The sequence below is a fragment of the Staphylococcus pasteuri genome, from assembly GCF_030547725.1.
Lineage (GTDB): Bacteria > Bacillota > Bacilli > Staphylococcales > Staphylococcaceae > Staphylococcus > Staphylococcus pasteuri.
In genome coordinates this window covers 105,197-126,592 of record NZ_JAUOQO010000007.1, presented here as the reverse complement: position 1 = coordinate 126,592, position 21,396 = coordinate 105,197, and the positions used below count along the sequence as shown (strand labels likewise).

The window sequence follows — 21,396 nt, the reverse complement described above, 5'->3', positions numbered from 1 at the left end:
AAATTAATTGTTGTAACTTTCGTTACATTATTGGAATTAACGTTGACATATTGTCATTCAGTTTTCAATGTTCATTTTGTCGCAATCTCTTACATTGTATTACTTTCAAAATCGAAAGTCAACATTTAATTAAGATTACTTTTATAAGTTTAATTGATTTAATTCATCTTCGCAATAGTAAGTTTTACACTTTTTTAACGAAGTTTTAATAAACTTAACTTGCCGTTTTTGACGACTTTTATATAATATCAACTTTAAGATTTAAAGTCAATAATTAATTTAAATCTTTTTGAATTGCTATATGTGAATTAATAACTCACAAGAAATTATTCTAACAGGATTTTTCTAAAATGCAATAGAAAAAGCGCATAAAATCTTTATTAATTTTATACGCCTTTTTACAATTGATTATTTTTGTGTAGTTGCTATTACTTTTTGTGCTATAGTTTGGTAAATTTTACCTAAACGATCTTCAGGTTGATAAATAGATGGAGAAAAGTCATTTGGATTCCAGGTTGGCTGTTCTAAAGGTAACTCTCCGAACAATTGTGTATTTAGCTCATCAGCTAATTTAGTACCTCCGCCTTTACCAAATACGTATTCTCTGTTACCTGTTTCTTTACTTTCGAAGTAACTCATATTTTCAATTACACCTAAAATTGAGTGATCAGTGTGTTTAGCCATAGCACCTGCTCTTGCGGCTACGAATGCTGCTGTTGGGTGTGGAGTTGTTACTATTATTTCTTTACTTGACGGTAACATCGAATGAACATCTAACGCTACATCTCCTGTACCAGGTGGTAAATCAAGTATTAAATAATCTAAATCTCCCCATCTTACTTCAGTGAAAAAGTTAGTAAGCATTTTACCAAGCATAGGTCCTCTCCAAATAACTGGAGCATTTTCTTCAACAAAGAATGCCATTGATATAACTTTAACGCCATATCTTTCTACAGGAATCACTTCTTTACCTTCTATACCTGGTTTTTCATCAATACCCATCATATCTGGAACACTAAATCCATAAATGTCAGCATCTACTAAACCTACTTTTTTACCTTCTCTTGCTAAAGCAACAGCTAAGTTAACTGCAACCGTTGATTTACCAACGCCGCCCTTACCAGAAGCAATTGCAATAAATTCTACTGGGTTATTTTTAGATAATAGTCCTTCTATTGTTTTAGGTTTTTCTGTGCCTTTGCCTCTATATTGTTCTACTGTATCAGCAGGTAATTCTTCAAATCTAATTCCAACAGTTTTAGCGCCGTTTTCTTTTAATACTTTAACTATTGCCATTTGAAGGTCTAATTGAGGTTGACCTCCTAATTGAGCCATAGCAATTTTGACACTTACATGTTCAATTTCTTCTTTAATAGAAACATCTACTATACCGTCTGTTTCTTTTAAAGGTACATCAATAATTGGATCTTTTAACTCTCCAACTAATTCTTTGACTTGATTTACCGTTAACAAAGTAAATCCCCCTTATTTATATTGTCTTAACTAAATAAACATATTTTGTCATTACCTAGTCTATCTTTTTTAGTATAAGACTTTTTTTAAAATAAAAAAAGAAGTTAGCTTAATTTAATAACTAACTTCTTAATAAAACTAATCCTATTAAATATCTCTAATATTTTTTGACTTATTTCTTGATTCTTTAATGAATAAAGCAAAACAGAATGCAATAACTACAAAGACTGTAACAAGTGCAAATGACACATCTACACCAGCAGCAACAGTTTGACGTTGTATCATTTCTTTACTACCTGATGTAGCAATTGTTGATCCTAGCCATTTTGAACCCATGCTCATAAAGGTTACCATTAAAGCCGTACCTAAAGAACCTGCCATAACTCGTCCAAAGTTCATGATAGCTGTACCATGTGAAATATCGCTGTTTTTTAACGCATTTATACCGGCAGTATTAATAGGCATCATAAGTAATGAAACTGCAAACATTCTAATAGCATAAATCACAATCAAATACGTATATGATGTGTCCGCTTTTAGGAAGCATAATAAGAATGTACATATAGTTAATATTATAAATCCTGTAATAATTAATGGTCTTGGTCCATATTTATCATAAAAACTACCAGTAAATACAGACATTAACCCATTAATAATTGCACCAGGCATAATCACTAATCCTGATAATAATGCAGATAATGCTAATGCGTTTTGTACATATAATGGAATAAGTAATGCTGGACCAACCATGGACATCATTACAATCATTGAAGTAATTGTACTAAAACAAAATACTTTGTTACTAAATACTTTCAAATTTAATAATGGATTAGATATAGATAATTGTCTTCTAACAAATACTAATATAATTAAAACACTAATGATTAATGTACAAATAATAACCGGGCTACTAAAGCCTAAACTACCTGCACTACTAAATGCATATAACATCATACCGAATCCTAATGTTGAATATACAATTGAGCGTTTATCAAGTTTCGTTTTCTTAGTATCGTTATAGCTTGAAATAAAAATAAAACCAAAGATAAGTGCAACTAAAGCAATACCTACAATAATAATGAATGGTACTCTCCAACTCACATGATCAATAATCAAACCTGTAAATGTAGGTCCAATCGCTGGTGCAAACTGAATAACTAATCCAGCAAGCCCCATTGCAAATCCACGTCTTTCTCTTGAGAATAACGTAAATAATGTAAATTGCATTAATGGCATTAATACGCCAGCACCTATAGCTTGAATTACTCTTGCAGTCATTAAAACACCAAAGTTAGGTGCTATAGCGGCTACTATCGAACCAATCAAGAAAGTTCCCATTGCTGACAAATATAATGGTCTCGTTTTGATTCGATCCATTAAATATGCAGTTAAAGGAATCATGACCCCATTAACTAGCATAAAACCAGTAATCAACCATTGTGATGTATTCTCATCAACTTTTAACCCTCTCATAATATGGGGTAATGCTGTATTAAGTAATGTTTGGTTAAGGATTGCCACAAAAGCACTAATCAGCATTACAGAAACAATTAAATTCCTACGTCTTTTACTAATTTCTATATTGCTCACGTACATAATCTCCTTTATTCAGTAATAGTATACAATTCAACCAAACTTTAAATAATTATTCAAATATACTGCTTACTATTTTTTATTATTTAGATTAGTACTATCAGGATAAAATATTTCCTTACATATATATAAGAAGCCTATTATAATCATAATTACCCAAAATTTAATATCAATATAAGTGTAATGCACGTGAATAATGAAATAAAACAATACTGTAGTAACTGAGTAAGCAATTAAATGATATGTTATTCCTTGAAAATACGGATTTTGTGGGAGACGTTTTCTAAAATAGTCCATTAGATGTTCGACTGCAAATAGCGTGAAATATCCTAATACGATATAACTACCATAATAAAAAATATTGTCATAAAAGCTTTTATTATATCCAAAGTAGCCTAACTTGAAATATATGAGTAACCTACTTAACCCATATAACCCAAATCCTAAAAACATTAAAAATATCGTTCCAGAAATTATAAAAATAGTTAGAACAATAAGTGTAGATATTAAATTATAAAATTTATCTTTAAAAAACTTCATTACACTTATCCCCCTAATTTATTCAATACAAATGTATTTTACCACTAATTAATGACCTTATAAAATTATAAAAAATGAGAAGCTAACATGAAGTAAATATAAAGTATCACAAAATCATGAATTAGTCTTACCGTCGTTTTATACAAATATATGTTTAGAGCCTAAGGCACTTAAATATGCCCTAGGCTCTTTTATAGTTTAATTGCTTTGTTTTTTATATATTAATGCCCAGCTAATAATTAAAATTATTTCTACAGCAATTACAAAACTTAATATATTTTGTAGATCTGACCCAAACCAACCTGCTTTGATTGCATATAAATAGCCCATTAAAGTTGAACCTATTGATGAACCTAAATTTTTAGTTAGAGAGTAAAATGACATCATTTTCTTCATTTGATTTGGAGTCGTTTCTTCCTGAACTATAACACTGTCTTTTGTGTAAATATAACCAAAACCTACACCAGCTAAAATAACACTAAGTGCAATGAGTAATGGTAATTTTAAACCGAATAATATGATAATACTTGATACAATAATTAAAGTAAAAGCCGATAAATATAAAGTCTTTCTTGTTAAGCTTTCTTCGACTTTACCCAAATAAAAATTAAATATTGTCCAAGCTACTGAAAGTGGGAATATAACTAGGCCACTTTGTAATGGGCTTATACCTACTTTTTCTTGTAGATAAACCGGTATATAAATATTGAATCCCATAAGACATAACGCAGTTAATAAATCCGTAATAAAGACTAAAGATATTGATTTATTAAACTCGATTACTGGTAAAAATGGGTGATCACTTTTCTTTTCAACTTTATATAATAAAACAGCTACACACACTGCTAAAATCAAACTGACTATATTTAAAATGAACATCGTTTGATTTAATAAACCGTACATTAATAAACCAATAAAAATATAAAATAATGTTAAACCTTTAGCATCAAAATTAATATTTTTATTAACCTCTTCCTCTTTAAAGTTAAAGGTAAAAATAATTAAAACAATAGCAATAATAGCTATAGGTAAGTTAATAAAAAATAACCAGTGCCATGTTGCAACTTCTAATATACCTCCACCAACGAGTGGCCCTACTATACTAGAAATTCCCCAAACACTACCAACAATACCCATTACTTTATATCTTAAAGGAATTTCAAAAGCTAATTTAGGTACAATTTGTGATAGAGACATAATCACTCCAGCGCCAAAGCCTTGTATAATTCTTGAAATAATTAATAATGTAAACGTATCGCTTAAACCAGACATCAAACTCCCAATACCAAATAAAATCACACCGCATATCGCAACAAACATGATTTTAAAACGTGATATAAATTCACCAACTATTGGGTTAGCAATAACTAACGCAATAAAGTAAACAGTAACTACCAACGAAATATGTTTACCTGCATTTAAATCACGATTAATACTAGGAAGTCCTAGAGATATAATAGATGTTTCAATTGCAGCCATGAACATAATCATAATTAATGCAATGACTGTAACAATAGATCTTAATTTCATTATTTTACTCCCTTTCGTTTTCTTTCAACTCAAACAATAATATAGACTTTATGCTGATAAAACAATCATATATTAGTATGAATTTTTGAAAATAAAAATGACGAGGCCAATCCCCGTCATTTTTGTCATACTTTTATTTCATAAAAAATAGAATGCCAATCAAATGGAAAAAAGAAGCTACCACTATAAATATGTGCCAAATCATATGGAAGTATGGACGGTTTTTCTGGGCATAAAACCAAGCTCCAATAGTATATGAAAGGCCACCTAAAACAATAAATAAAATAAATAACCATGATGTTCTTAATATGATGATAGGTGCAAAGATTACACCTACCCACCCCATTACTAAATATACAATTAAACTCAGTTTGTGATTAACATGAGTAGCCAGTGATTTATATAAAATCCCCCATACTGTAGTACCCCATAATAGTAAAAACACTAACCAACCGAGCCAACCACCAATCACATTTAATAATATAGGTGTATAAGTTCCTGAAATTGCTATATAAATCATACTATGATCAATAATTCTCAACACATATTTTTGCAATGTGTGATTAGCCATAGCATGATATATAGTTGAAGATATAAACATTAAAAATATACTAATTACAAATATAGATATACTTGTTGATAAAAGCGCGCCACCCTTATTATAACTATGAACAGCAGCATAAGGTAATATCATCATTGTAATCAGTGAGGCAACACCGTGAGATATAGAATTACCTATTTCTTCACCGAATGACAGTGGCATGATGTCTCTAAATGAACTTTTATTAGTGTTATTTTGATGTGTTTCTGAATTTGCCATTTGCTTATCCACCTTAATTTAGATCATGTTCATTCTTTTTAAATCAGCAGTAGCTGTTTCTACGCTATCTTTACCTTCTTTGTTTTTTAAAGGTGAAAATTCTTCTTCTCTAGGAACTTGTAATGTGATAAAACTTGTACCATAACGGAATATATCAAAATAAAATAGTTCAAATTTTAAAGTTGGTTGTTCTATTACACCAAAATCTTCATCTAGTTGTTTCAGATTTTTTATAGCTATATGATACGGTAATTCTCTATCTACTGCACTCATAATAAATCCTAATTTAAAAGCATGTATTCCGATATTAGCATTTTCAAATTGATTAGCTATATTTGGGTCTAGTTCAGAGTATTCAAGTACAGTATCTTTACTATCTTTGTTCACAAGTCTTCCTACACTTTCGCCATGTTTAGGTTGAATCGTTTTAGATGTAATATCTTTATTGTTAGCAACAGTGAATCCTGCAAACATAGGATCTAATACTTTTACTAATACATTATCAATATTATTTAAGAATACATATTTCACATTATCTTGTTTCATCTTGTCAAGATAACCCGCTTTTTTAAGCGATTTAAATATACCGCCATTACCATTTGGTGTTTCCATGATATGTCCAGTTTCATTTAATACAAGTTGACCCGCTTCACTTAAAGCTACAATATTATCTTGTTTAAAGAAATGAATCTTTTCAGGGTCATATTTAAAATAGTTATGTTGAGCAAAGTAATCTTTAGTTGCTTCATGATTAATATCACTTGTCATGATGTACCAATCTATCGTATGACCACTTTGTTCTTTTAAATCAATTAATTGACGTGCCTGTAGTTCAAATAAACTAACACCTTCTATTTCAAATGAACCTTTTGGTCCAGAATAACCTAATCGAGTTCCTTGACCTCCAGCCATCAACACAACAGCAAACTGCCCATTTCTAATTGCTTCAATGCCTTGTTCTTTATATGTATTTATCGTTTCATTATCCATATTAGACTTTACTGAATACTTAACTTCTGAAACATCCGAAGTATCATCAATTGTTTGTCTATTAACATATAAGTTGTTATACATTTTTTGAATGTCTTCTAAATCTAGTGTTTCAATTTTCTCTTCAAGTGCTTGTTTTTCATTAGTGCTCATTAATTTTTCATATTCATATATATGCTGTTGATTAAATTTCTCTAATTTGTTTTTGTCTAACATCAATTAGTCTCCTTATGTAAAATATAAATTTTCGCTCGATAACCTTATCATAAATACACTATACAATTTTTAATCATTCGCAAAAAAGTATCTCCAATAATGTATGATATCATTTACTCCAATTTGAAAAAACACATAAACAGCACCAACTGTTAATGCAGTAGCAAGAGATAAATCTACAAGCCCACCTGTTTTAAAGTTAATCGGCATTTTAATTGTGATTGGTAAAGGATATAAAAACTTTACTCCTTTAGGCGTAATCATATCTAGTATAACATGTGAAACCAGTCCAATGATAATAGCTACCCCATAATACTTAGGCGTATCGATGAGATATAATAAAAAACCTATAATACCAATAAATAATAAGGAATGGGTGAATGTTCGATGTCCAAAAATAAGTCGAATGAAAAAACTAAGTAATTTAAATTTCTGTCCAATTTTACTTTGTGTATGACAAATATCTGGTAACAAACTAGAAATCACTGATAAGACAACCACTGTTACTGATGAAAATAAGTCTGTATGAAAATACTGAGTTGTTAATGCGCCTACTAATAAACCACACGATGCATGTGTCTTTCCAGTCATAATTACCTCTCCTTTAATAGCAATATTTTATCATATTTAACCATTTTATACGAACGTATTTTCGGTTACTATTCACCAAAACAACATCATTCCAATTAGTATGACTTAATTTATAAAAAGTATCACATTATGTGTTGAAAACGTTTCCAAAATAATATATGATATATGTACAAAAATAATTAAAGGATGTGTATTGAATCATGGCAATGACAGTAAAAAAAGATAATAACGAAGTAAGAATTCAATGGAGAGTTGCAGATATTAAAATACCTACAAACGAAATTAAAAATATTTATCAAGACCAAGACATCCATGCTGTTCCAAACGCTGAAGGTAGAGAAATCTCTAGAATCGGTTCTACTTTTGGCAAAACAAATCGAGTTGTAATTGATACAGCTGACCATGAATACATTATTTATACTCAAAATGATCAAAAAGTTTATAATGAGCTAACTAAGTAAACTCTAAAAATAGGTTTACTTCTGTATATATCGGGGCAATAACTTAGCATTTCATAATGTTTTAAGTTATTGTCCCCTTTTGTTTTTATTAATGCTGTAACAAGTATTATAATTTATATAAACTTAAGTAATAATAATAGTATTTAATATTAATAGAGGAGTGATATAAATGTTCGTAGTAACTAATCGTATTACTGTCAAACAGGGATTTGCTGAAAAAATGGCACCAAGATTTACAAAAGGTGGGAAAATCGAATCGTTAAAAGGATTTAACAAGATTGAAGTTTGGCAAGTAGAGAAAGATGATGACACTGAAGATATGTATGTTAACACATGGTGGGATACTGAAGAAGATTTCAAAAATTGGTTAAATAGCGATGCATTTAAAGAAGCACATCAACGTCCTAAACAATCAGATAATAAAGAAGCTTCCCCAGTTATAAAAAGTGAAATTGTAAAAGCGAATGTTCTTTCTGTTCTTAATCCTTAAACTTTAATTTATAATAAAAGCCAAGTAGATGCATTTTAAAATGTATATGTTAAGTTTTGTTACTAACACTTATACAGTTATATTAAATGACTACTTGGCTTTTTTAATTATAGAAATAGATGTGCAATTAAAGCTATGATAGGTAAAGTGATAACCGTTCTGATTAAGAAGATAATAAATAATTTCCCTATATTGACCGGTATTTTAGAACCTAGAATAACCCCACCTACTTCAGATAAATAAATCAATTGTGTAATACTCAACGCACCGATAACAAAACGAGTTATTTCGCTGTGTGCACTTTCAATTAAAATTGATGGTAAAAACATGTCAGCAAAACCAATTAATATGGTTTGAGATGCATGTGTCGCCTCGGGAATTTGAAGTAATTGTAAAAATGGAACAAAAGGTTTTCCAATATATTCAAATAGAGGTGTGTAATTAGCTATTATTGTTGCTATTGTTCCTATACTCATAACTACAGGTAAAATAACAAACCACATATCTATAACCGTTTTAAATCCTGATTTAAAAAAGTCTTTTAAACCTGGTGCTTTGATTCCAACTTCAGTTGCCATATCGAAGCCATGACCAATTGCTGTTTTACCTTCTGGCAACTGTTCAGTTCTAGCATCACTTGAAACTTCTTTTGCATATTCATCAGGAATTTTATTTAATGGCCAAATTCTAGGCATAATCATTGCCGCAATTAAACATGATATAATCACGCTTAAATAGAATAAGAAAAATTTATCTTGCATTTTAACTGTGTCAGCTATAATTATCGCAAATGTAATTGAAACAACACTAAATGTCGTGGATATCACAGTTGCTTCTCTTCTAGAGTAAAACCCTTCTTCATATTGACGGCTTGTAATTAATACTCCTACTGTACCATCACCTATAAATGAAGCTAAATTATCTACTGTTGATCTTCCCGGTAATGTGAACAATGGACGCATAATGGGTCTAAATAATGGTCCCAATAGTTCTAGTAATCCATACTCCATTAACAATGGTAAAAATAATGCTGCAAATAAAAACACAGCAACTAATGTAGGTAATAGACTTGAAAATACAAGACCTCCAGTGTCTTCTGAATATATCATCTTAGGACCTATTTTCAAGAAAGTAACCCAGGCAAATATCACTGCTAACAATCTTAAAATCATCCAGCTGATATTAACATTGAATGCATTATACATTAAACCTGTTGGATTCAATTTACTTTTTAAAACTGTAGAACAAAGTAGTGTTAATATTGCTGATAATGTAATAATTGTGACGATAATAATAGGCATAGCATCACCGACAACATCTTTTAACCAATTGGCTAAAAATGCGACAGGTAATGTTGTTTGCTTTTTGCCATCTTGTTCAACTGGTATAGGAATTAAAAATAGTATAATTCCGATAAGCGACATTGTAATAAATTTTATTCTACCTTTAATAATCTCTTGCTTAGTGTGTCCATTCATTTTATGTCATCCATTTCTCTCTATTTATAATTGCAATTTTATGTATTCATCCATTTCAATAAAATCATTGAATGTTTTATTAATATATATACACTTTTATGAATAATTAAGTATTTATAACTATACTCGATTTATGTTCAAAGTGCAATGACATTCCGCTAATTATTATTATTTATCCATTAACAATCAACGTATGATTAACTTCAAATTAAAAATGCACCAAGCAACATCATACGATGCTGCTTGGTGCATCTTATTAATTTATGCTGTACTGTTCGTTCATTATTACATTTTTCTTAATAGGAATAAGAAATATGGCGCACCGATGATTGCGATAATGACACCCACAGGAATATCTAACGGTGGATGTATACCTCTTGCTAAACCATCGCCAAATGTTAATAATATTGCTCCTATAAAACCTGACATAATAACAACATGCATATTTTTATGTCCGACTAGTTGTCTAGCAATATGTGGTGAAATTAAACCTAAGAAGCTTATGCCACCCACAACAGCAATAGAAGCTCCTGCTAGCATTACAGATAAAATAAGTAACACCATTTTTAGCAGTTTGACTCTTGCACCTAAAGCTAAAGCAACGTTATCTCCTAAACCTAAAATATCTAATTGATGACTAAGAATTAGAATAATTGGAAGTGTAATTACAAACCAAGGAACAATAGATAAAAAGTTCGAAATATTATGTCCATATAAACTTCCTGTTAACCATACTAATGCATTATTTGCATCCATAGGATTTCTAATTAATAAAAATTGTACGATAGCTGTACAGATAGCACCAATAGCTAAACCAATTAAAGCTAAGTTAGAACCTTTGACATCAAATTTAGAAATCAAGAATGATAAAATCAAACTAATAATTAATGCACCAAAGAACGATCCGATTGGCAATACTGCTAAGGGTGCTGATGGAAATAGCATAATGATAATGACTGCTGCTAAACTTGCACCTTTAGATATACCTATTACATCAGGAGAAGCAAGAGGGTTTCTAACAACGCCTTGAATTACTGCACCTGATATCGCTAAACTACATCCGATAATCAATCCCAATAAAGTTCTTGGAATTCTATACTCATTCAAAATAAAATTATCTTGTGTAAATATACCTTGTATTGCTTCAATAGGATTAACGATTACTGAACCCACACACAAACTAAATAAAGTACTTAGTATTAATAGTATAAATACAATGCTATATCTAATCATATGCTTCTTTTTTGTCATATGCGTTTCACCCCTCTAACAGTAATTAATAAGAAGTAAAATGCACCAACGAAAGAAGTTACTATACCTACAGGTGACTCAAATGGATAAGTGACTAGTCTTGATAACACATCTGAGAATAATAATAAATCTGCACCAATGATTATAGTGAGCGGAATCATTAAAATATAGTTATTATTGATATAACGTTTTACTATGTGTGGCACAATTAACCCTACAAAACCTATTGGACCAGCAATTGATACTGATAAACCTGCTAATATAACAACTAATAAACCTAATATTAATCTAACGACTTGAATTTTCTGACCTAGTCCTTTAGCAATATCATCACCTAATTCCATGATTGTTAATTGACGTCCCATAAGCATAGTGATAATCATTGCTACAATTAACCATGGTGAAATGACAATAATTTCTGGCCATTTCACGCCAGACAATGAACCTACTAACCAAAACATAACAGATGAGTTTGAATCTTCATTTAATAAGATAACACCTTGTGTCATACTACTAAAAAATAAATGGACTGCCATACCAGCTAGTGCAAGTTTGACTGGTGTCATAGATCTAGTTGAACCTGACAAAGTATACACGGTTAAACCACCTAGAAATGCACCAATCATTGCTAATATCATTGAATAATTTTCAAGAGCTGGCACAAGAACAGTGATTAGTACAATGACAAAAGATGCCCCACCATTAACACCAAATATTTGTGGTGATGCTAAGGGATTTCGAGTTATAGATTGCATTAATAGTCCTGCTAGACCTAAAGCGCCACCTATTAATAATCCTGCTAACATACGAGGCATTCTTGAATTATGTATTAAAAATGTCTGTTCCGTATCCGTATGTCCTGTAATATAATGAACAATATCTTTAAATACTATATGAGAAGAACCAATCGCTAAATTTAAATAAATACAAATAAAAAGAAAGCACACACTCACAATATATGTGAGTGTAGTGCGTTTTCTTTTATTTTGTAATATAGCGGATTGACTACTTTGATGCTTCATAGTCATAATTTTCCACCTTACTTATCTTCTTTATTTTGATACTTTTTAGAAATTTCTACTAATTCTTTAGCCATTTCTTCAGAAGAAATTAAACCACGCGCTCTTGCCCATAGGTCTCTGTCTACAACACTTACTCGATCATGTTTAACTGCATCTAATTTTTTCCAAACTGGATCTTTTTGCATTTTTTTGAATGTTGGTTCATCTGGACTTGCTTTATCAGTCATAACAAACATACGTCCAGGATTAACATCTAATAATGTTTCAGAACTCATTTCAAGATAAGGTCCTTTTAAGTATTTACTTAAACCTTTAGTTACTTTAGGAGTTAAGGCTTCTTTGAATCCTAATTCTTTTAAGAACTGACCTACATATGATTCACTTGGATGTCCTAAGAAACTTGATTTTGCTGCTACAGCTGGTAATACTTTTTCATCTTTGTTGAATTTAATTTCTTTTTTGTACTTAGCAATTTTCTTGTCATGTTCTTCTAAACGTTTGTCACCTTGTTTTTCTTTACCTAGTGCTTTAGCGATTGTTTTGAAAGCATCTATATTATCATCGTAGTCACCATCAAAGCTTTTCAATTCTATTGTCGGCGCAATTTTACTTAAATCTTTGTAGATACCTTTATGTCTGTTGCTATCTGCAATGATTAAATCTGGTTTTAATTTACTAATTTTTTCTAAGTTAGGTTGTTTACGTGTACCTACTGAAGTATAATTTCCAATTTTATCTCTAAGTGGTTTGATAATACGTTCTTTTTTATTATCATCAGCAATACCCACTGGTTTTACATTCAATGCTGCTAATGCATCAACAAATGAGTATTCAAGTACAACTACTCGTTTAGGATGCTTAGGTACTTTAGTAGTGCCCTCAGCGTGTTTAATTTTCACACCATCTTTAGGTTCTTTACTACTAGAGCTATTTGAACTGTCGTTATTTCCACAGGCAGTAACTAAAATTAAAGCAAATAATATGCCAATTATGCTAAAAATCTTTATTCCCTTCATGATTCCACTCCTTATTGTATGTATATGCTTTCATATAACAGTTTATTGATAACGATTATCATTGTCAACATACTTTTTATAATTTTTGAAATTAATTTGAGTCCTCTGAATACATTTTAAATATATATTACTTTTCGTATTAATAATTTGATGGAATTGGATTTTTTAGGAGAATAAAAAAAGAGTAATCAACACTGTGTGCAAATTTAACTAAGTTTGCATGTGTCGGTACTCTTAATTATTAAAATTTATATTTAATTATGATTTATGCATTGAACATAAAGACTGATTAAAACTTTCTATGAGGGTTTCTACTTTTGAATCTAGTATATAAACTTTTTCAAGATTTTTATTATACATTGAGCGTGATAATGCTTCATAACTTAATTCGAATTGAATCATATCACCTACTTGATAATGATCCTGATTATTTAAATCAATCATTAAATGGTCACTAGACGCACCTAATATATGAATATCATTTGCTATCGGAGTAATGTGAGTAGTATCTGTATCTATATATCCAATATCAACAATAGCTTGTAAATATGATTGATTTGTTATGTGATTTAAACGTGGTTTAATTTCTATAACTTCCGCTTCGAGTACAATGGTATTTTGATATAAATGTGCTACTGCTCTATCTGTAGTAGTATCGACACCTCTAAATAGTGTTTCTCCTATTCGTAATTCATTTATTTTACCTAAATCATTATACATTGTTAACGGTAACATACTTGAGTTGCCACCTGAAACTATGGTCATACGGTAACCTAATTCTCGTTCTATAGCACTAACAAATTTATTAATCATAAACACATCATCTTCAATTGGTAATTTTGATTTGAAACACATGAAGTTAAATGATACTCCTACCAATTGAATATGAGATAGTTGTAAAATTTGTTCAATATATTTTACGACATCATAAGTTAGTATGCCTTCTCTACCATCTTTCCAATCAACCATTAAAATCACTTGATGTTTTATATTTAGTTTTTTAGCAATACGATTGATTTCAAAAATAGTGTTTAATTCAGTTTGTATACTTATTTTTGTACATTGAATCATGTCAGCTAACTTAGATTGTTTTGTGGATCGTAATATAGTATAAGAACAATTAAAATCATTTAATTGACTGATATTTTCTAATCTGGAATCTGCGAAATGTGTGATTCCTAAATCAATTAATTTTTGTACAATTTGTCTATCTCCAGCTATAGATTTAATCACTGGTGTAAAATGTATTTGCTTAGAATCTAAAATTGTTTGAAGTACTTTGGCATTATATTGTATTTTTGATAAATTTATTTTTAAATTTGCCATGTACTACACCTCTTTTTTTATTGGATTGTCCAATTCTGTATTTAAATACTTTTTAACTTTATTTTCCATTCTCATACTTAATAATGCTTTAACTGAAATCGTTGAACCAAATAGTACTTGATATAATGCATGCGCATGATTTTTATTACTATCAATAGCTGATTCTACTTCTTGTTGCACAATCTTAAATAAGATGTTCTCATTAACAAAATCATATTGATTAAAATGATGGATTAATTCAGCCAATTGATTTTGAATCACTGCATGTTGGAATTTAGCTATAACCGCTTCAATATTTTCAGCTATTAAACTTTCATTTGTTATTTCAATGTGCGGTAATTTTTGCTGAAGCGTTTTGATATCTATACGTGATCCACCTAGATCTCTTACTAAAAATGTAATTTGATAGTCAGGTCCAAGATTAACTATTGTATTTTGCATATGAGCTTCTAATGCAATACCGTAATCTTGAATATACGCAATGAGTGGTTTCACTAAAGTACGTGTATATTCACGCATAAAACGTTCAATATTATCTTTAGTAAGTTCATTGTCCAGCCATTTAATATAACTATCTACAACCACCTCAAGATCAACTGGATTACGATTAACTAAACTCGCACTGACAATCGTTGAACCTACTTGATTTAATTCTGGTTTTTCTCGAATAATACAAGCGAGTTGTCGAGCTAAATCAGGATCTGTATTAATATATTCTCCAAATGGTTCTGCAGCTACTTTTAACTCAGGATAAATATTCAGCATATCTTGTAATGCATAACTTAATTTCGGACCATCTACAGTTGTTACAGTAGATACAGTTCGTACAGCACTAGTAGCTTGAACATTTACTGGAAGCTTAACATGGAAAGGTCGTTTTAATAATTCCATAGTTCTAAATGATAATGTTGCTTTTGAATCTACTGTAAATGAAGTTGGGATTAATATTTTTTCACTTATCCACGTTTTAAATTTATCTCCAATCACATGGTCATACTGCCAAGGGTGGACAAATATTGCTCTATAGTCATCCACACTCAAATCAAAAGGATTTAAAAAATGTTGTATTTTATCTTTTAATTCTGGGATGACATTATTTATTATAAATTGGTCATCCCCTTCCATGGATGTCGTAACCATTTCCGAAGAAGAAACTAGCATAATATGTAATGGTATAATTTTTTCGAATTCCGGTGAATATCTACGAACCTCATCCTTAGTCAGCGGTAATTTCGTTTTAGTTAGAGGGTGAGTTGGATGTCCTTCAATAACTAAACTTTCTGAATAACTTAAATCATCAGTAGTATCATTAGCATTTAAATGTTGTAACCAAGTAAAAAAGTTTATAGTATCTGGTAACATAGAAAATTTCATACTTTGATGTATAAGTGATTTTCTATTATTGAATTGTTTATATGTTTCAACAAAACTGTCTCTACTATGAATTAATTCTCGGTATAAACGATCAGATATTTTGATATCAAATTGGTCATTTAATATTTTTAGTAGCTGTTCTAGGTTACTAATTTGGATTTTTTGTTCAGCACATTGATATGTAAACTGTCCATCAAATACATACCTTTCCAACATACTTTTTCTTAAAATACGGCCAGTTAATACACGGCCATGATATTGTAACTCGATGTTTTCAAATGATTTATTTATTTTGGCATCTTCTGGACATATTTGTTCTTTGATGATTGCATTCAATATCCGATGCTGAATATTTTCATCCGCAAGTAACCATTCATTGCGCTCCATTATGAAATTCCTCCAATTTTAGTAATTCGTTGCATTAAGTAAAAGATGACTGAAATAGCTACAGTACTAATGCCCATAATTAAAAATGTATTTAATACACCGAATTGATCCGCAAAGAAGCTCATAATTAAACTTCCTAAAGGTATCATGCCGCGATCCATCATAACAATACTTAATACCTTACCCCTTTCGCTATCCTTAACACTATTTTGGAAATAAACTCTATTGGTTGTTCTTGCCCATTGACTAAACAATCCAATTAACGAAATACAAATAAACATCACAACTAAATTGTGAATAATAATTCCTAATAATGCTAAGCCAAATAGAAAAGAACTCAAATAATACATTTTTACTGCATTAATATGATCAAGTATTTTAGGTAAAATAATAGTGGCCACAATACCGCCTATCGCACAACAAGTCATAGCTATACCAAATATTTCAGATTGACCTGGAAATACATGATTTGTAAGAACAGGTAAAATTGTCGTATAACAAAAACCAGTTGCCATAATTAATAGAGATGTGATAAAGATTTTACTTGCTTCTAAATTGTGTTTGAAATAATTCATCACTACTTTAAGTGACATCTCTTTATTATTTTTACCTAATTCTGTTGCTTTAATATGAATCGGTATACATAGACCAACTGCTAAGAGATAGCAAAGTGCTTGGGCTAAAAACGTTGTTGGTGCATGATAAGCTGCTAATATAACACCAGCAATTGCAGGACCAATTGAACGGCAAATATTGATAATAAATGAGTGGAATGAGACAGCTTGTGTTGTTGTAATTTTATTAGATAACTCTGGTAAAACGGCTTGTCTAACCGGTGTTTCAACAGCACTTAACATTCCACGTAACGTAGCATATATTAAGATAAAATACACAGGAATATTATCAATGGTATAAGTTAATACACATAATATTGCTGTAACTAAAAATGATGAAGATATTGTAATACGTAATAAATTTCCTTTATCATATTTATCAGCAATAGAACCAGCCCATACACTTAATATTAAAATCGGTACGAGTCGGCAAAAATTAACTAAACCTAAATAAACTGCGTTATGATATGTAGTAAGCACAAACCAGTTGAGACCGATTTGCCCAATCCAATTCCCCAAAAACAGAAGAAATGAACTGGAAAAGAAAAATTTTGCCATAAATTTCACCTGTCTTTTTAATTGATAATAATAATCATTATCATTAATATGGATTATACAAATCTTATTAATTTTTGTAAAATATTTTTTTAGAGGTGAAATATGAATTCAATTAAAAACACAAATAAAAATAATTTATATATGACTAAGGATGAGCAAGATGCATATGATTTCTTAAGTCAATCACATCCAGAATGGGCAAACCATTTTATTAATCAAATTGCTAATGGTCGCGATAAGGTTACACAGCGATTAGTTACATCTATACATAGAGAAAATCTTGTTCATGGTAATGATCATAGTAGAATACTTAATTCTGATAAAATTGAATCCTTAACTTGCGAAACTACTAATGTTTTAGAAATAGAATTTAAGTCTGCACAAAAATTACTATATGCCCCTATTAGTGGTCAGCATGCTTTCAATCGTGTAGATGTGAAAGGTCCATTTTTTTATAAATCTAATACAGAATCAGATCAGACATTTCATCGCGTAGAACATCCAAATGATATTCTAGATTGGATATTAATTGAAGCACCAGAATTAAATAATGAGGCAAGTAATCAATTTAAAGATGATTTAAATAATAGTGCGGCTAATATGATATTCGCAATGAGCTACCAGTCGTATTCAATGCAAGACGAGTCAAGAACTTTATTCGACATTATAAAAAGTGATGAGGACAGCTATTTACGATCTGAACAAGCTGTTATAGAAGGTCACCCACTACATCCCGGTGCTAAATTGAGAAAAGGTATGAATTCAAATGAAACATTTATGTATTCATCAGAATTCTCACAACCTATCTCGCTTAAAGTAATACTGATACATCATCGTTTTTGTAATGTTCAATCATTATCAATGTCATATAACGACACTATTAAGCAATTGTTCCCAAGTATGTATCAAAAACTTCAAGAGGAAATGCAACAACATCATCAGCTTAATATAGATGATTATCAAGTTATGATTGTCCACCCTTGGCAATATGATGAAGTTCTAGACCGAGATTATCACGATGAAATTGCTCAACAAATGATTATCAAATCACAATATACTTTATCTTATTATGCCGGTTTATCATTTAGAACATTAATGCCTAAAGCGCCTAATAGTGACCCACATATCAAACTATCAACCAATGTTCATATCACAGGAGAGATTCGTACATTGTCTGAACAAACAACACATAACGGACCTCTTATGACAAAAATTTTAAATCAAATTTTAAATAGTGATGCAACATTCAAACCGTATGATTCATCAATTGTTGATGAAATTGCTGGCATTCACTTTTATAATTCTCATGATCAAGACCCGTTACAAACAGAACGTAGCGAACAACTAGGTACATTATTCAGAACAAATATTAATAATCAACTTAAAAATGGAATAATATCTATGATTCCATCTAGTTTAGTATCTTATTATCCATACAATACAGAAGCACCAATCGTATCTCTGATAAAGTTATATCAAACTCATTATCAACATACGTCATATGAAAGTGCTGCTCGAGCATGGATGAAAGAATATAGTAAAGCGCTTTTAGGTATTGTAATGCCGCTATTAACCAAATATGGAATTGCGCTTGAAGCACATTTACAAAATTCAATTGTTCATTTTAATGAAGATGGTTCTTTAAATCACTTATATGTAAGAGATTTTGAAGGATTACGCATTGATAAAGCATATTTAAATGATATGGGATATTCAACAGATGATTTTCATGAAAAATCTCGCATTTTAACTAACTCTAAAACAACTGTATTTAATAAAGCATTCTATTCAACAGTACAAAATCATTTAGGTGAGTTAGTATTAACTGTTGCACAATCATCAAATGTTAATGATTTAGAAGCAAATATTTGGAAAGATATTGCAACTATCATAGAGCAAATTTTAAACGATATTACTCATATTTCAGAAGAAAGAATTTCAGAAATCAAAGACGTTATGTTTGCCAAAACGATTGATTATAAATGTGTTACAACGATGCGCTTAGAAGATGAAGCACATGAATATACTTATATTAAAGTGAACAATCCATTACATGTTTAATGTATAGAATTTATAACAGTTGTCAGGTTGTCATTAATAAATTATATAACAAATAAAAGAATCCGAGAGACACTCATATGAAGGTCTCTCGGATTCTTTTATTTAATGATTGTTCAACCAACTAACTTGAATGACAGATTATTGTAAACCTTGTCTGTCGTTATTGTTGTTGTTTTGGTTGTTATCTTTTTCATGTTTTTGTTGCCATTCTTTTTTAGTCATTACATCGTCAACTTGCATGTTAACTTCTACAACTTCTAAACCAGTAATATATTTAACTTGTTCTTTAACTAAGTCTGTTACTTTACGGAAGATTTTAGGTGCTGATTCACCATATTCTAAGATTACTTTTAAGTCGATTGCAGCTTGTTTTTCGCCAACTTCAACTGAAACACCTGTTGTAACGTTATTACCACTTGAGAAAGCGTTAGTAAAGCTATCAGTGAATCCGCCTTTCATGTCTAAGATACCTTTAACTTCACGAGCTGCGATACCAGCGATTTTTTCAACAACTTCATCAGAGAAAGTTAATTTATTTTCAAATTGTGGTTGTTGATTTTCTTGTTGTTGTTTTTGTTGTTCTTGTTTTTCTTTTTCGTTAACACCTGTTTGGTTATCGTATGCTTGTTTTGCTTTATTGTTATCTACTGCCATTTTGCATTCTCCTTTATCAATAAAATGTTTAATTGTTAGTTTTATAAAAAGTTAATATGAATATCTTAAATGTCTAGAGTTACGTTAACTCCATCTATTTAGAAAATTCAAAAAGTCTTGTGTACGGTCTTTAATATACCCAATACCAATTCCTATTAAACATAAAACAATTATTAAGATTGTTTTCCAAAAACCTAAAGTTAGGAATAATATAGCTATAAGTAAAAATGCTAAAAATCCAATGATTCTCCATTTAAAAGTTTTCAATATGTTAATAAGTTGTTGCGTAGAGTCTTGTCCATTTTGGTTATTATTGTTAGCCATGATATCCCTCCCTTACAACACTCTTGGACCAGAAGTTTTCTGATCTTTGACGTTTACTTCTAATTTTCTTACTGGCATTTCAGTAAAGTGTTCAACATTCTGTTTAATATCTGAACGAATACTTTCTGTTAAAGATGTAGCTTGTACATTGTTTGGTACAAAGAAATCTGCTTTTATATCAATAAATGATTTCTTTTTCTTATTGTACATTTTTGAGACAACATTAGGTTGTCTAACTTGATCGTATTTTGCAATAGTATCGTAAACAGTTTTTTCAACAGCTTTTCTTGATACATATACATGTCCATCATCAAATTCTTTATACAATCCAGGTTTTCGATACGTAGGTTTGAATATGCTTAATACTAATATTAAACCGATTAATATTAATAATCCTGCTAGCCCAATCAATAGTGGTTGGAACCAATTGAATTGTAAGAAGTAGTCTTGGTATTGAGAAATACGACTGTCTTTAACATACATAAACAATAAGAAACCAACAATGACTACGATAAGTAAGCCAAGGATAAAGTTTTTAAGTCTTTTCACCTCGTATGACACCTCCTCAATTAATATTTTACTTTTTAGTATCACACAAAATGAGTACCCTATCATAAATAAAGTAAA

Annotated in this window: 20 protein-coding genes; 3 read left to right on the top strand and 17 right to left on the bottom strand. The window is 30.2% G+C overall.

The window, feature by feature from the left end:
- Positions 1 to 408 precede the first annotated feature (408 nt).
- From salA to Q4528_RS09570, 7 genes are all read right to left on the bottom strand, one after another.
- The gene (gene salA, locus Q4528_RS09600; RefSeq protein ID WP_017638499.1) at positions 409 to 1,473 is read right to left on the bottom strand and encodes an iron-sulfur carrier protein/transcriptional regulator SalA; all 1,065 of its coding nucleotides are present in this window, start codon (positions 1,471 to 1,473) and stop codon (positions 409 to 411) included.
- Positions 1,474 to 1,620: 147 nt separating this feature from the next.
- Positions 1,621 to 3,063 (bottom strand): MDR family MFS transporter, encoded by a 1,443-nt coding sequence (locus tag Q4528_RS09595; protein ID WP_046467180.1) that lies wholly within the window; start codon positions 3,061 to 3,063, stop codon positions 1,621 to 1,623.
- Between the two features lie 75 nt (positions 3,064 to 3,138).
- Positions 3,139 to 3,606: a SepA family multidrug efflux transporter gene (locus tag Q4528_RS09590; RefSeq protein WP_017638497.1), complete on the bottom strand. Its 468-nt coding sequence runs from the start codon at positions 3,604 to 3,606 to the stop codon at positions 3,139 to 3,141.
- 198 nt (positions 3,607 to 3,804) lie between these two features.
- Complete coding sequence (gene sdrM / locus Q4528_RS09585; RefSeq protein ID WP_046467179.1) at positions 3,805 to 5,136, bottom strand: multidrug efflux MFS transporter SdrM; 1,332 nt, start codon at positions 5,134 to 5,136, stop codon at positions 3,805 to 3,807.
- A 133-nt stretch (positions 5,137 to 5,269) separates the two neighbouring features.
- Positions 5,270 to 5,956, bottom strand: coding sequence for a PAQR family membrane homeostasis protein TrhA (gene trhA / locus Q4528_RS09580; RefSeq protein ID WP_046467178.1), 687 nt, complete (start codon positions 5,954 to 5,956; stop codon positions 5,270 to 5,272).
- Positions 5,957 to 5,974: 18 nt separating this feature from the next.
- Positions 5,975 to 7,162, bottom strand: a complete 1,188-nt coding sequence (locus Q4528_RS09575) for a UTP--glucose-1-phosphate uridylyltransferase (protein ID WP_046467177.1) — start codon at positions 7,160 to 7,162, stop codon at positions 5,975 to 5,977.
- A 69-nt stretch (positions 7,163 to 7,231) separates the two neighbouring features.
- Complete coding sequence (locus tag Q4528_RS09570) at positions 7,232 to 7,753, bottom strand: metal-dependent hydrolase (RefSeq protein WP_046467176.1); 522 nt, start codon at positions 7,751 to 7,753, stop codon at positions 7,232 to 7,234.
- A gap of 200 nt (positions 7,754 to 7,953) precedes the next feature.
- Between Q4528_RS09570 and Q4528_RS09565 the strand changes: the two genes are divergently transcribed.
- Positions 7,954 to 8,214 carry a SunI/YnzG family protein gene (locus tag Q4528_RS09565; RefSeq protein WP_017638492.1) on the top strand — a complete coding sequence of 87 codons (261 nt, stop codon included), beginning with the start codon at positions 7,954 to 7,956 and terminating at the stop codon, positions 8,212 to 8,214.
- 169 nt (positions 8,215 to 8,383) lie between these two features.
- Positions 8,384 to 8,704: a heme oxygenase gene (locus tag Q4528_RS09560; protein ID WP_017638491.1), complete on the top strand. Its 321-nt coding sequence runs from the start codon at positions 8,384 to 8,386 to the stop codon at positions 8,702 to 8,704.
- A gap of 107 nt (positions 8,705 to 8,811) precedes the next feature.
- On the opposite strand, the gene Q4528_RS09555 is transcribed toward Q4528_RS09560, so the two are convergent.
- The 7 genes from Q4528_RS09555 to Q4528_RS09525 form a co-directional block, all read right to left on the bottom strand.
- Positions 8,812 to 10,182, bottom strand: coding sequence for a YjiH family protein (locus Q4528_RS09555; RefSeq protein WP_017638490.1), 1,371 nt, complete (start codon positions 10,180 to 10,182; stop codon positions 8,812 to 8,814).
- A 285-nt stretch (positions 10,183 to 10,467) separates the two neighbouring features.
- A complete protein-coding gene (locus tag Q4528_RS09550; RefSeq protein WP_017638489.1) occupies positions 10,468 to 11,433 on the bottom strand; it encodes a FecCD family ABC transporter permease in 966 nt (321 codons plus the stop codon).
- The gene (locus tag Q4528_RS09545) at positions 11,430 to 12,461 is read right to left on the bottom strand and encodes a FecCD family ABC transporter permease (RefSeq protein WP_017638488.1); all 1,032 of its coding nucleotides are present in this window, start codon (positions 12,459 to 12,461) and stop codon (positions 11,430 to 11,432) included. Before Q4528_RS09545 ends, Q4528_RS09550 begins: the two co-directional genes overlap by 4 nt.
- Before the next feature lie 11 nt (positions 12,462 to 12,472).
- Positions 12,473 to 13,471 carry an ABC transporter substrate-binding protein gene (locus Q4528_RS09540; protein ID WP_046467175.1) on the bottom strand — a complete coding sequence of 333 codons (999 nt, stop codon included), beginning with the start codon at positions 13,469 to 13,471 and terminating at the stop codon, positions 12,473 to 12,475.
- 258 nt (positions 13,472 to 13,729) lie between these two features.
- Entirely contained in the window at positions 13,730 to 14,797 is a 1,068-nt protein-coding gene (locus Q4528_RS09535; protein WP_046467174.1) for an alanine/ornithine racemase family PLP-dependent enzyme, read from the bottom strand.
- Between the two features lie 3 nt (positions 14,798 to 14,800).
- Complete coding sequence (locus tag Q4528_RS09530) at positions 14,801 to 16,558, bottom strand: IucA/IucC family protein (protein ID WP_046467173.1); 1,758 nt, start codon at positions 16,556 to 16,558, stop codon at positions 14,801 to 14,803.
- Positions 16,558 to 17,730: an MFS transporter gene (locus Q4528_RS09525; protein WP_029055876.1), complete on the bottom strand. Its 1,173-nt coding sequence runs from the start codon at positions 17,728 to 17,730 to the stop codon at positions 16,558 to 16,560. Before Q4528_RS09525 ends, Q4528_RS09530 begins: the two co-directional genes overlap by 1 nt.
- A gap of 102 nt (positions 17,731 to 17,832) precedes the next feature.
- Here Q4528_RS09525 and Q4528_RS09520 point away from each other — a divergent pair, with 102 nt between their 5' ends.
- Positions 17,833 to 19,791, top strand: a complete 1,959-nt coding sequence (locus tag Q4528_RS09520) for an IucA/IucC family protein (protein WP_303521353.1) — start codon at positions 17,833 to 17,835, stop codon at positions 19,789 to 19,791.
- A gap of 138 nt (positions 19,792 to 19,929) precedes the next feature.
- Here Q4528_RS09520 and Q4528_RS09515 read toward each other — a convergent pair whose 3' ends face one another.
- From Q4528_RS09515 to amaP, 3 genes are all read right to left on the bottom strand, one after another.
- On the bottom strand, positions 19,930 to 20,445 hold the full coding sequence (locus Q4528_RS09515; RefSeq protein ID WP_017638482.1) for an Asp23/Gls24 family envelope stress response protein: 516 nt from the start codon (positions 20,443 to 20,445) through the stop codon (positions 19,930 to 19,932).
- Positions 20,446 to 20,529: 84 nt separating this feature from the next.
- Positions 20,530 to 20,769: a DUF2273 domain-containing protein gene (locus Q4528_RS09510; RefSeq protein WP_002450482.1), complete on the bottom strand. Its 240-nt coding sequence runs from the start codon at positions 20,767 to 20,769 to the stop codon at positions 20,530 to 20,532.
- A 12-nt stretch (positions 20,770 to 20,781) separates the two neighbouring features.
- Positions 20,782 to 21,318 (bottom strand): alkaline shock response membrane anchor protein AmaP, encoded by a 537-nt coding sequence (amaP, locus tag Q4528_RS09505; protein WP_017638481.1) that lies wholly within the window; start codon positions 21,316 to 21,318, stop codon positions 20,782 to 20,784.
- Between the last annotated feature and the right edge of the window lie 78 nt (positions 21,319 to 21,396).

Bases quoted from the DNA above. Each gene is read 5' to 3' on its own strand.
- Q4528_RS09590 (WP_017638497.1), bottom strand. From the start codon at position 3,606: ATGAAGTTTTTTAAAGATAAATTTTATAATTTAATATCTACACTTATT.
- Q4528_RS09570 (WP_046467176.1), bottom strand. From the start codon at position 7,753: ATGACTGGAAAGACACATGCATCGTGTGGTTTATTAGTAGGCGCATTA.
- Q4528_RS09560 (WP_017638491.1), top strand. From the start codon at position 8,384: ATGTTCGTAGTAACTAATCGTATTACTGTCAAACAGGGATTTGCTGAA.
- Q4528_RS09530 (WP_046467173.1), bottom strand. From the start codon at position 16,558: ATGGAGCGCAATGAATGGTTACTTGCGGATGAAAATATTCAGCATCGG.
- trhA (WP_046467178.1), bottom strand. From the start codon at position 5,956: ATGGCAAATTCAGAAACACATCAAAATAACACTAATAAAAGTTCATTT.
- Q4528_RS09545 (WP_017638488.1), bottom strand. From the start codon at position 12,461: ATGACTATGAAGCATCAAAGTAGTCAATCCGCTATATTACAAAATAAA.
- Q4528_RS09540 (WP_046467175.1), bottom strand. From the start codon at position 13,471: ATGAAGGGAATAAAGATTTTTAGCATAATTGGCATATTATTTGCTTTA.
- Q4528_RS09515 (WP_017638482.1), bottom strand. From the start codon at position 20,445: ATGGCAGTAGATAACAATAAAGCAAAACAAGCATACGATAACCAAACA.
- Q4528_RS09555 (WP_017638490.1), bottom strand. From the start codon at position 10,182: ATGAATGGACACACTAAGCAAGAGATTATTAAAGGTAGAATAAAATTT.
- Q4528_RS09575 (WP_046467177.1), bottom strand. From the start codon at position 7,162: ATGTTAGACAAAAACAAATTAGAGAAATTTAATCAACAGCATATATAT.
- Q4528_RS09520 (WP_303521353.1), top strand. From the start codon at position 17,833: ATGAATTCAATTAAAAACACAAATAAAAATAATTTATATATGACTAAG.
- Q4528_RS09525 (WP_029055876.1), bottom strand. From the start codon at position 17,730: ATGGCAAAATTTTTCTTTTCCAGTTCATTTCTTCTGTTTTTGGGGAAT.
- Q4528_RS09565 (WP_017638492.1), top strand. From the start codon at position 7,954: ATGGCAATGACAGTAAAAAAAGATAATAACGAAGTAAGAATTCAATGG.
- Q4528_RS09510 (WP_002450482.1), bottom strand. From the start codon at position 20,769: ATGGCTAACAATAATAACCAAAATGGACAAGACTCTACGCAACAACTT.
- Q4528_RS09535 (WP_046467174.1), bottom strand. From the start codon at position 14,797: ATGGCAAATTTAAAAATAAATTTATCAAAAATACAATATAATGCCAAA.
- sdrM (WP_046467179.1), bottom strand. From the start codon at position 5,136: ATGAAATTAAGATCTATTGTTACAGTCATTGCATTAATTATGATTATG.
- Q4528_RS09550 (WP_017638489.1), bottom strand. From the start codon at position 11,433: ATGACAAAAAAGAAGCATATGATTAGATATAGCATTGTATTTATACTA.